Here is an 11,207-nt window from a genome sequence, read left to right as displayed (position 1 = left end):
CATGGATGCCCACCAAGTTCAAGACATCGTTGGCGACCGATATCACGTTCGCCGTCTGCTCGGCCGTGGCGGCATGTCCACCGTCTGGCTTGCCGACGACGCCACCAGCGGCGAACTGGTTGCAATCAAACTTCTGAACCAGGAGTACTCGGACAACTACGAGTTCCGGCAGCGTTTCCAGAACGAAGCCGCCGCTGCGCGCAGCGTCAACAGCCCAAACGTGGTGAAGATTGTCACCTACGAGGAAGGCGACATCGGCAGCCACGGCGCGTGTTACATCGTCATGGAGTACATCCGTGGCGAATCTCTGTCGCAGGTGCTGCAGCGACGTCGCACCCTGCCAGAGCACCTGATGCTCGACGTGCTGGAGCAGACTGCACACGGCCTGTCGGCAATTCACGCTGCGAACCTTGTCCACCGCGACATTAAGCCGGGCAACCTCCTGGTGACGCCGGAGGGCACCGTGAAGATTACCGACTTTGGCATTGCCAAAGCCGCTGAAGCGGTGCCTCTGACGCGTACCGGCATGGTCGTCGGTACCGCGCAGTATGTCTCACCGGAGCAGGCGCAGGGCAAACAGGTGAGTCCGGCGACTGACATCTACTCGCTTGGCTGTGTCGCCTACGAAATGGTGGCCGGCGCCCGGCCCTTCCAGGGCGACTCCACCGTCGCGGTTGCCGTGGCACACATCAACGAGGCTCCGCCTGCGTTGGCGCCGACGGTCAATCCGCATATCCGCGAACTTATCGGCATTATGCTGCGCAAGGATCCGCAGCGTCGCTATGCCGATGGCCGTGAGCTGGCACAGGCTGTTTTGCGAGTGCGCGCGGGGCACCGCCCACCGCAGCCGCGTGGTGTGACCCCAACGGTGCACCGTCAATCCAACGCTGCCAACCCGGCGACCACCGAACTCGGTGCCATGACGCGACCGCCCATGCCGGTGTCGCAGCCACCGCAGCAACCGCAGCGACCACCGCAGCAACCCGCCCGACAGCGTAAGCCGGCAAAGAAGCGCAGTGGCTGCGGTTGTGGCTGCGGCAGCATTGTGCTGTTGGTGCTGATAGTGTTGCTGGCCGGTGCTATCGCAGTCGTCTATTCGCTGTCGACTACCGGTTCACTGCCAACCATTCCGAACTTGGAGCAGTACATTCCGAACCAGTCACAGCAGCAAACCCCAGAGGAAAACACCGACCCCAACGACGGTTCTGGTTACGGTTGGTCGGGAGACAATTCCGGTAACTGGGGAAATAACGACGGCGGCAACTCTGGGGAAAACTACGGCGGCAACAATGACGGTGCCTCTGACAGCTCCACTGAGCAGGACACCAGCGAGACCGCTCCGGATACGTCCGAACCGACTCAGGATTCGGGCAACGACAGTGGCGACAACAGTGGCGACGACTCCAGTGGCGGTGGTCTACCCGGTATTCAATTGCCCTTGGGAAATGACTCCGGTAATACCTTGGGGACTCCAGATGCACAGTAATATTCAGGTACAAGATGTTTTGGTGGAAATCCTTCCGAAGGGACTGACGAACAATGTCTGGCAATGACGATCTCCTCTCCGGCCGTTATCGGCTCGGCGAGCTCATTGGCGTTGGCGGCATGTCCGATGTCTACCGCGCTGAAGATACTGTTCTCGGTCGCTCTGTCGCGGTCAAGATGATGAGGGCCGACCTTGCCAGGGATGAGAACTTCCTCGCAAGGTTCCGTCGTGAAGCGAAAAACTCAGCGCTGCTGAATCACCCGTCGATCGTGTCGGTGTACGACACCGGCGAGACGGATAGCCCGATGGGGCGCGTGCCTTTCATTGTCATGGAGCTGATTCAGGGCGAGACCCTGCGTGATCTTGTTCGTCGTGAGGGGCGGCTCGACCCGAAGAAGGCCGCATCGATCATGGCATCGGTGTGTGATGCGCTGACGGCATCCCACCATGCGGGCATTATTCACCGTGACATCAAGCCAGCGAACATCATGCTGACCAACACCGGCAAGGTGAAGGTGATGGACTTCGGCATCGCTCGCGCGCTCGGTGATTCCACCACGATGACGCAGACTGCGGCGGTGCTGGGTACCGCGCAATACCTCTCGCCGGAGCAGGCGCGCGGTAAGACCGCCGATGCCCGTTCCGATATTTACGCTGTCGGCTGCGTACTTTTCGAGGCCGTCACGGGCGCCCCGCCATTCACCGGTGAAACCCCTCTTTCTGTCGCTTACCAGCACGTTCAGGACCAGCCGCCGCGACCTTCGGGGAAGCTCAACACCGACCCGAACACGGCTCAGGCCCTCGACGCGGTGTTGTTGACCGCGATGGCCAAGGACCCGATGGAGCGCTACGACTCCGCAGAGGACTTCGCCCAGGATTTGCGTCGTCTTGCACGCGGCGAGGATCCGTTGGCGCTGGCGCACCACGGCGCGCATGACGACGACGCGAAGACCACCGAATTCCTTCCGGCAGCTCCATCGGATGCTGAGACCCGGGTGACCCCTGCACAGCAGGCAACTCCGGCCGCTGTCCCTGCTCCGGCTCCGGCTCCGGAACCGAAAGAAGCAGCTGCCCAGCCGGAAGCCCCTGCTCAGATCGCTAACACTGACGAGCCTGAGAAAAAGAAGGGTGGCGCAGGAAAGACTGTCGCACTGGCGGCTGCTGCGCTGGTCGCTCTTGGCGGTGTCGGCTACGGCGCCTACCAGCTTTTCAACTCGTCCACCGAGGTCGAGACCGTTGCCATTCCGCAGGTCGAGGGCCTAAATGTCAATGAGGCGACGCAGGTTCTCGAGCAGGCTGGTTTCGTGGTCAACCGCGTCGACGAGCCGAACCCAGATGTGCCCCGAGACACGGTGATTGCCACCGAACCGGGCGTCGGATCGGGGTTGCCGCAGGGATCTCGTATCAAGCTGCGCGTATCTTCGGGCCCAGAGTTGACCAATGTGCCGGATGTACGCGACAAACAGGCCGAGGAAGCTCGCCGCCTACTCGAGGAGGCGGGGCTTGTCGTCAATCCGAAGCTGCAAGAGGAACCGAGTGAGGACGTTCCGCGCGGCAATGTCATCGAGCAGTCTCCAGCTGCCGGTTCTCAGGTGTCGAAGGGAACCCGTGTAACTTTGACTGTCTCCTCCGGTATCGAGACCAAGACTGTTCCGGATGTCACTGGTCAGAGGTTGGATTCCGCCCGCACGACCCTCGAGTCCGCTGGTTTCGTTGTCGAGGTGGTGGAGGTTGACTCCACTGAGGAACAGGGAACCGTTGTTGAGGTTCCCCAGAAGGGCACGGAGCTCACCGTCGGAACGACTGTCGAGCTGCACGTTTCGCGCGGCAACCAAATTAAGATGCCACGAGTTGAGGGCCAGACTCTCCGCGATGCGGAGAAGGCACTCACCGATGCCGGCTTCGAGGGAACTATCCGCACCGAGGAAGTCACCACGCTGGATCTGTCCAAGGTCGACCACGTGGAGAAAGCCAACCCGTCGGCCGGATCCAAGCTCAACAAGGACGGCGAGGTCACCCTACGCGTCTACCGGCTGGGGGTCGCCCCGGAGAGCTCTTCAGAGGAACGGCCTGCTCCGGAACCTCCCATAAGGCTGCCGGATCTGCTGCCTAACTAGCGGCTAGTGTGCCAGCACGTCTGAGAAGGCGCGCTGGTACACCGCCTGCTGCTCTTCCAACTCCGCCAGGAGTTCCTCGGTGTACTCGCCGCCGGCCAGTCGCAGCCAATTGACCAGCATGCGGTGCCCGTACTGGGTGAGTACCGACTCCGGGTGGTACTGCACGCCGTGAATCGGCAGGTCGCGGTGGCGCATCGCCATCAGCATGCCCGAATCGGTGAATGCCGTGGCAATGAGTTCCTCCGGCAACGTCTTCGGATCCACCGTCAACGAGTGGTAGCGCGTGGCAATAAAAGGACTGGGCACATCGGCCAGAACACCCGTGCCGTCATGAGTGACCGGGGAGGTCTTGCCGTGCAACAGCTCGTCGGCACGCACGACCTGCGCACCAAAGACCTCACCAATCGCCTGGTGACCCAAGCACACACCCAACACCGGTGTCGGCTCGTCCTGCCTGCTCACCGCGCGAATAATGTCCTCTGTCCATCCCGCATTGGACGGCTCACCGGGACCGGGCGACAGTAGGATTGCATCAAATTGCTTTACGACGTCGTCAACATCGCGGAGACGCGCATCATCATTGCGCCAGACAGTAACCGTTTCGCCGAGCTGGCCTATGTACTGGACCAGATTGAATACGAAGCTGTCATAGTTATCGACGACGAGAATCTGCATAACTGGGAATTCTACTGCCTGCGAACTTCACTGGTAAGTTCGGATGCAAAGTTTACAATTATGCATATACCGCGGGAGTGTAGATACCGCGCTGATCGCAACCTGCTGACCACAACCTAAGGAGTTTAAAGCGCTATGCCTAAGGCAAAGATTGAAAGCACTAATTCACCACAATCCGGTGGCTCCTCTGTCAGCCGTACCCCGGTCAAAATCAATAGCACTCAGACACCGGTGTGGTACAAGGTGCTGATGTTCGGGTTCATGCTGATTGGTTTGGGCTGGCTGCTGGTCAACTACATCGCGGGTCCGCATATTCCGTTCATGGTGACTTTGAACGCATGGAACTACGTCATCGGCTTTGGTCTTTTCATTGTTGGTCTGCTGATGACTATGGGTTGGCGTTAGTCAGCTCTAATACACCGCACTCCTCAGGCGCATCCATTATTGGATGCGCCTTTTTCATGCCTAAAAACCCAGGTCAATTCACCCCCGTCAATACCCCCGTTTCCCACACGTTTTTCGGCGAATGAGGATTTCCCTCCTACTGATCACGCAAAAAAGTTATCCACAGAAACCTGTGTAACAATCATGTAATTTGTGGATAACTGTGGAGAGATTTCGTCCCAAATTTCTCACGGGTTACGTGACAGAAACCGTAAAGCATGACAACTTTGGTTCTATCCCCTGTGTCCACAGTATCCACAGCCTGTGGATAACTCTGTGAACAAGTAACATAGTTGCAAGTCAAGTTATGCGTAACTCCAATATTCTGCGGAGTTCGACCACTTTCGAACGCTGGTTCGTAAATTACAAGAATGGAATTATCCACACATGTGCACAAGTCTGTGGACAACTGTGAATTGTTGTAATTTGTGAAAATTGGGACCCGTAACGTGCTTCTTGGCCCGTGTTCACCTAGGTGAACAGTGGAGTATTTTGTCCACAGGGCTGTGGACATGTGGAGAATTAACACGATGTGCTACTACCCCCACTACCCCTAAACACAACATTGAAGTTACGGGCCGTCGTAAAGCGAAAATGGGCATGAAAAAACCCGCCCGGAACAACCGGACGGGTTAAAGAGCGTAGAAGCTAGCGGATTACTTCTCGATGTCGATGGAGGTAATCACGACCGGCTCCAGCGGGCGATCCCAGTGATCCGTAGCCACACGAGCGATCTCGTCGACAACCTTCTTCGAGGCGTCATCAGCGACCTCACCGAAGATGGTGTGAGCGCCATTGAGGTGCGGGGTCGGAACAACGGTGATGAAGAACTGGGAACCGTTGGTGCCACGACCGCCGCGCTTGCCGGCGTTTGCCATAGCGAGCAGGTACGGACGATCGAACTGGAGCTCCGGGTGGATCTCATCGTCGAACATGTAGCCCGGGCCGCCGGTGCCGGTGCCCAGCGGGTCACCACCCTGAATCATGAATCCAGCGATGATGCGGTGGAAGATGGCCTCATCGTAGAACGGGCCGGACTCGGTGCCAGAGGCGTTCTGCCCCTTGTACTCCTTGGTGCCTTCTGCCAGGCCGATGAAGTTGTCGACGGTATTCGGCGCGTGGTTGCCGAACAGGTCAATCACGATATCGCCATGGTTGGTGTGCACAGTTGCAGTAGCAGTCTTAATAGTCACATTCCTTAGGATACCGACCTTGGTGGCCAATTGCTCCTACTGGTGAGTTTCTCCGTGGCAGAAACCAGCGAAAACGTTTCTCAAGATAAGGAAAAGAGTTCTTCGTTGACCCCCATGGAGGCCAAATAGTGCCTAAGCTGGAATGTGAGCCTGCTGCAAATATTTCGGCGCTAGGCCTATCTGGGCCCTAGCTCTTGGACTTAGAAGCATCTTGGTCTCAGAGGCACTGGCGCCGCAGCAGTATTAATCATTGATTGAGAATTAAAGGCGATGCCTGTTGGCGACGCACTAATAAAGGAGAGTCATGAACCCCAACGCAATCTCGCTGGCTGTCAAGGGACTGAAGTCCGCTTACGACAGCTACTCGGATTACCGGGACAAGAAGGCTGCAGAGCTCTACGACACGATGCAGGAGGCTAAGAAGGTGGCAGCTGCACAGAACGAGGCAGCAAAGGACGCAGCAACCAATTGGGCGGAAGACGTTAAGGAAAAGGTTTCCGACGCCCGCGATCAGCTCGCTGAGCAGGCCGAAGAACTGACCGGCAAGGTTGAGACGAAGTCCAAGGAGACCAAGAAGCAGGCTAAGAAGGCTGCGAAGCAGGCCGAGAAGGACGCTAAGCGCAAGGGCAAGAAGACCCGTTGCAAGGCTCGCTGCGAGGCTAAGAAGGCTGAAAAGAAGGCCAAGAAGGCTCGCAAGGACCTCGAGGTGCGTACCCAGAAGGCTATCGACAAGGTAACCGGTAAGGAAGAGCAGCGCGCCAAGAACGGTCGCATCGCAACCGCTTCCCTGGTCTTCGCTGTTGTTGCAGCAATCGTCGGTGTCATTGTTTGGAAGCTGCGCAAGGACGACAAGCTCCCGGTTGACCCAGCTCCGTACCAGCAGAAGGCCCAGGAAGTTAAGCACAAGGTCGAAGAGAAGGCCGCAGAGGTCAAGGAGACCGTTGAAGAGAAGGCTTCCGAGGCTAAGGAAAAGGCTGAAGAGGTAAAGGGCAAGGCAGCCGACAAGGCCGACGAGGCCAAGGACAAGGCTGCTGAGGCCAAGGAGACCACTGAGGAGAAGGCCGCAGAGGCTTCCAAGCAGGCTCAAATCAAGGTCGACGAGGTCAAGACCGAGAAGAAGAACGCTGACGACGCTAAGAAGATCTCTTCCAAGCCGTCCAAGCCGGCTCCGAAGCCGGGTCAGGCTCGCAAGAAGTAAATAGGCGGCTAGATGTACTGCTCGGGGACGTTGATCAATCGTGAGAACGGCGGCTGGTTGTCGCAGGCCGTGTGCGGGCGGTGCTGGTTGTACTGGTGCAGCCAATCCGGCAGGGCGTCGCGTCGTTCTTGCTCGCTGGTGTAGCAGCGGGCGTAGGCCCACCCGTCGGCCATGGTCCGGTGGAAGCGCTCTACCTTGCCGTTGGTCTGCGGCCGGTACGGACGCGTCCGCTTCGGGGTGATCGAGAGGGCCTCGCAGGTGTCCCGCCACAGGTGCGAGCGATAGGCGCCACCGTTGTCGGACAGCACCCGCTCCACGGCGACGCCGCGATCGGCAAACCACGCCACAGCCCGATGCAGGACCCCGACCGCGGTGACGGCGGTCTCGTCGTCGTGGACCTCGGTGTACGCGACGCGGGAGTGGTCGTCAATGACGGTGTGCACGAACGCGTACCCGAGCCTGGGGTTGTGCCACTTGCTCTTCGGCTTACCCGGTGTCGCCGTTCGGTTGTGGTCGCCCTGGCGGCGGCCGACGTAGCGCCAGCCGCCGCCGTCGGGGATGTTCCCGAGCTTCTTCACGTCCACGTGGACCAGGGAGCCGGGGTGGGGGTGTTCGTACCGGCGGATCGGTTCGCCAGTCTCGCGGTCCATGTAGGAGAGCCGGTTCAGTCGGGCACCGGCCAAGATGCGGTGGACGGTCGAGGGCGCGATGCCGAGTCGGGCGGCGAGCTGCACGGGGCCCTCACGCAGCCGTATCCGCAGGCTGACGCACCGCTTCGTCGTCGCCTTGTCCGTCTTGTTCGGTGAGGTCTTCGGCCGGGACGAGCGATCCTGCATCGACTCGCCGGCGCGATAGCGGTCGACCCACCTCTTCACGGTCGGCCAGGAGACCTGGAAGCGGGCGGCGACTTCGCTGATGGGCCAACCGTCGTCGACGACGAGCTGGGCCACCTTGAGCCGGTGGCGAGGTGTCAGGGTGGCGTTGGCGTGCATCACTCCTCACCTGCTGCGACGGGCGTCGTCCGCGGCGTTCGGAGTTGCCCCAGGACTGCAAGGAGGATCGTCGTGGCGAGCGGCACGAGTCCGGCGGCGATGAACAAGCTGGCAGCGGCGATGTGTCGGCTGAGGAGTCCGGTGAGTGCGATGGACAGTGGCATGAAGGCGATGGAGATGAAGAAGTCGAGGCTGGCGACTCGGCCGAGCATCTCCAGCGGTACGTGTTCCTGCAGGACCGTGCCCCAGATGACCATCCCGACTCCGATCGACGCACCGTAGACCGCCAGTCCGGCGCTGATGATCCACGGATTGTTGGTGAGTGCGGGGATGGCCAGTGGAAGGCAGCCGAGTACCCATGCGCCGACCATTACGGGCAGGAAGTGTGAGGGGGTGGGCCATGAGCCGGCGACGAGGGAACCCACCAGGCCGCCGACGCCCAGAACTCCGAGGACGACTCCGTACACAGCCGGACCGTTGTCATGGGTCGAGCGTATGACCGCGGGCAGGAGAACTTCCAGCGGACCGGTCACGGCCAGGCCCATGGCGGCCGCCAACAGCACGCTGGAGCGAACCCAGCGCGTGCGGGCGACGTAGCCGAACCCGTCGAGCAGGTCCCGCAGCGCAGAGGTGGCCGGAGCTTCGGCGTCGGTCTCGGCTGAGCAAGGGGCAGGAAGCCGCAGGGCGGCGATCAGGGCGAGTCCGAGCGCGCCGGCGATGAGGTACCCGCCCGCGGCGGGCATGCTGGCACCGATGACCGCTCCGACGGCGGCGGGCGCAATTGCCTGTCCGACCAACGGGCGGGCGGCGCCTTCGAGGCCGTTGACGGCCATTAAGTCGTCGCCGTCCACCAGGACTGGCACCAGCGCCGTGTAGGCGGGGAAGAAGAATGCGGTTGAAGTGCCAATGATGAACGCGGAGACCGCGAGCATCCAGAAGGTGACAATGTCGAGGATTGCTGCCGTGGACGTCGCGGTCGCGATGGTGAGGTTCAGGGTGAGCACGCTCACGATGACGGACTTATTGGGGAACCGGTCTGCGATTACGCCAGCTGGGAGGGATCCTGCAAGCAGGCCAATGCCGCTCCAGACTACGACACCCGACAGGGCGGCTGGCGTGGCGCCCAGGTCGAGGGTCTGCATGGCAAGGTAGAGGGCCCAGGCACCCTGGGCGAAGATGGTCAGCACCATCGCTGCGAACAGCTGACGGTACGTGGGGATGGTCAAGGGGTGAAGCGGGTTCATGGCATGTCCTTCAGGTCAAGGTTCAGGTGGGGCCAGTCGGCCAGGTCGTGGAGCATCTGACGGTCATGCGTGGCAACGATCACCGCGCAGGAGGTCTGCAGCAGCTCGGTGGTGATGTCGTCGACGAGGCTCGATGACAGATGGTTGGTGGGCTCGTCCAGGAGCAGCAGGTCTGGATCCTGGGCCAGACACATGGCCAGGTGGAGACGGCGTTGCTGTCCTTGCGACAAGCGCCCCACCGGCGTGCCGGTTGCGGAGGCTTCGAGCAGCCCGAGCGAGCCGAGGGACGGCGCCTGAGCTCGACGGCCTAGCTTCGCCAGGTAGGCCTCATAGACCTCGTGTGCGGGGCTGGAGCGGTCCCAGTCGGGGACCTCTTGGGACAGCAGAGCGATGCGCGCTCTCGGATTAACTCGCACATGTCCCGTGGTGGGGGCCAGCCGCCCTGCGAGAAGTGCCAACAGGGTGGATTTTCCCGCGCCGTTCGGTCCGGTGACCACCAACCGGTCACCGCCGTTCACGTCGACCGAAACCGGAGCGTCCAATCGGCCCTTCACAGTAACCTGGGTGGCGTTCATGATGCTCTGTCCGGCACGGGTTGCCGAGGCGGGCCACGCAAGACGCAGTGGCGGCGCCGGGACGCCGATTTCATGACTTTTCAGGTCTTCGATACGTCGGTTGAAGGCTTGGACCACTCCAGCAGCGCGTGTGGCACGTTGGTGCTTGCCTGTGCCCTTTTCAGGTCTCCATCCACCCTGGGACAGGCGGGAGCGTGCGTCGGCGGCGGCGCGGGTCAGTTCCTGATGCCGGGCGACCTGGGCGGCATGGTCTTGCTCCCAGGCGGCCCGTTCTCGTTGCCGCCCTTCGATCCAGCCCTCGTAACCGCCCGCGTAGGTGCGCGGAAGGCCATCGCGGGTCGGGTCGAGGTCCAGGAAGCTGGTCGCCACGTCGCGCAGCAGGGCGCGGTCGTGGCTGACTAAGGCCAGGCCACCGGGGTGGTCCCGCAGGCGCTCAGTCAGGAAGGACAGCCCTGCAGCGTCCAGGTGGTTGGTGGGCTCGTCCAGCAGCAACAGGTCAGGGGTCGATCCGAGGGCGACCGCCAGCCGTACCCGGTACCGCTGGCCGACCGACAAGGTCGACAGGACCCGATCGCGGTCGCTACAGGCGTTCAGGCCCGCCAGGGCGATGTCAACACGGCGGTCTGCATCCCAGGCGTCCAGCCGCGTGGCCGCCTCGAGTGCGGCGGAATAAGCGTCGGCCGCGTCATCGCCCGCGGCCAGCGCCGCGGTAGCCACGTCGAGGGCCTGCAGAGCGGCCCTGGATGGGGCGGTCGCCTCGGCAATGAGGTCACCGACCGTGCGATCGCCCTCGGTGGCCATGTCCTGCTTGACCAGGACGAGGGAACCCACCCGGGTCACCACTCCCGAGTCGGGTTTCAAGATCCCCGCCAGTATATGGAGCAAGGTGGTCTTGCCCCGGCCGTTGTCGCCGACGATCGCCAGTCGCGACCCGGTGGAGACGGTGACGTCAGTCCCACTCAGCAGCGGCCTGTCGCCGAGTGTCAGGTGGAGTGATTCAGCGCGGATGTGTGCAGCGGGCCCTTGGGATGTCCCGATCCAGGCACATGATCGTAAAGGTTCTGTGGTTGGCATTGCGTACTTTCAGCTCGTCATGGAGCCGGGCACCACGAAGCGGCCGCCCGGCAGATGGCCAGGACGGCAGACGAGAGGTCATAAGGGGTCCCGCCGCCGTCAGCGGACGGAACGCAGCTTCATCGAGGCGATGCCTGAGTACATGCGGCCGAGGATACAGAGCCCGGGCGATGCCACGCAAGTCAACTAACGTCCCCGGTCAGTACAGC

9 protein-coding genes are annotated in these 11,207 nt (G+C 61.4%); 4 read left to right on the top strand and 5 right to left on the bottom strand.

Annotated elements, in window-relative coordinates; translation table 11 throughout:
• Position 1: 1 nt before the first annotated feature.
• Positions 2 to 1,486: a serine/threonine protein kinase gene (locus EGX79_00300; GenBank protein AYX80761.1), complete on the top strand. Its 1,485-nt coding sequence runs from the start codon at positions 2 to 4 to the stop codon at positions 1,484 to 1,486.
• Between the two features lie 53 nt (positions 1,487 to 1,539).
• Positions 1,540 to 3,603 (top strand): Stk1 family PASTA domain-containing Ser/Thr kinase, encoded by a 2,064-nt coding sequence (gene pknB / locus EGX79_00295; protein AYX80760.1) that lies wholly within the window; start codon positions 1,540 to 1,542, stop codon positions 3,601 to 3,603.
• A gap of 3 nt (positions 3,604 to 3,606) precedes the next feature.
• On the opposite strand, the gene EGX79_00290 is transcribed toward pknB, so the two are convergent.
• Complete coding sequence (locus EGX79_00290) at positions 3,607 to 4,278, bottom strand: aminodeoxychorismate/anthranilate synthase component II (GenBank protein AYX80759.1); 672 nt, start codon at positions 4,276 to 4,278, stop codon at positions 3,607 to 3,609.
• 135 nt (positions 4,279 to 4,413) lie between these two features.
• Between EGX79_00290 and crgA the strand changes: the two genes are divergently transcribed.
• A complete protein-coding gene (gene crgA / locus EGX79_00285) occupies positions 4,414 to 4,683 on the top strand; it encodes a cell division protein CrgA (GenBank protein ID AYX80758.1) in 270 nt (89 codons plus the stop codon).
• A 695-nt stretch (positions 4,684 to 5,378) separates the two neighbouring features.
• Here the strand turns inward: crgA and EGX79_00280 are convergent.
• Complete coding sequence (locus EGX79_00280; GenBank protein ID AYX80757.1) at positions 5,379 to 5,945, bottom strand: peptidylprolyl isomerase; 567 nt, start codon at positions 5,943 to 5,945, stop codon at positions 5,379 to 5,381.
• Between the two features lie 274 nt (positions 5,946 to 6,219).
• Between EGX79_00280 and EGX79_00275 the strand changes: the two genes are divergently transcribed.
• The gene (locus tag EGX79_00275; protein AYX80756.1) at positions 6,220 to 7,113 is read left to right on the top strand and encodes a hypothetical protein; all 894 of its coding nucleotides are present in this window, start codon (positions 6,220 to 6,222) and stop codon (positions 7,111 to 7,113) included.
• 8 nt (positions 7,114 to 7,121) lie between these two features.
• Here EGX79_00275 and EGX79_00270 read toward each other — a convergent pair whose 3' ends face one another.
• Genes EGX79_00270 through EGX79_00260 form a run of 3 tightly spaced genes read right to left on the bottom strand, consistent with a single transcriptional unit; the run spans position 7,122 to position 10,998 of the window.
• Entirely contained in the window at positions 7,122 to 8,105 is a 984-nt protein-coding gene (locus tag EGX79_00270; protein AYX80755.1) for an IS481 family transposase, read from the bottom strand.
• Entirely contained in the window at positions 8,105 to 9,349 is a 1,245-nt protein-coding gene (locus EGX79_00265) for an MFS transporter (protein ID AYX80754.1), read from the bottom strand. The genes EGX79_00270 and EGX79_00265 overlap by 1 nt, the downstream gene beginning before the upstream one ends.
• Complete coding sequence (locus EGX79_00260) at positions 9,346 to 10,998, bottom strand: ABC transporter ATP-binding protein (GenBank protein AYX80753.1); 1,653 nt, start codon at positions 10,996 to 10,998, stop codon at positions 9,346 to 9,348. Before EGX79_00260 ends, EGX79_00265 begins: the two co-directional genes overlap by 4 nt.
• Positions 10,999 to 11,207: the final 209 nt, after the last annotated feature.

The organism is Corynebacterium jeikeium (assembly GCA_003955985.1).
Taxonomy (GTDB): domain Bacteria; phylum Actinomycetota; class Actinomycetes; order Mycobacteriales; family Mycobacteriaceae; genus Corynebacterium; species Corynebacterium jeikeium_D.
Note: the sequence above shows the minus strand (reverse complement) of the source record. Positions and strands in the feature narration are given on the sequence as shown.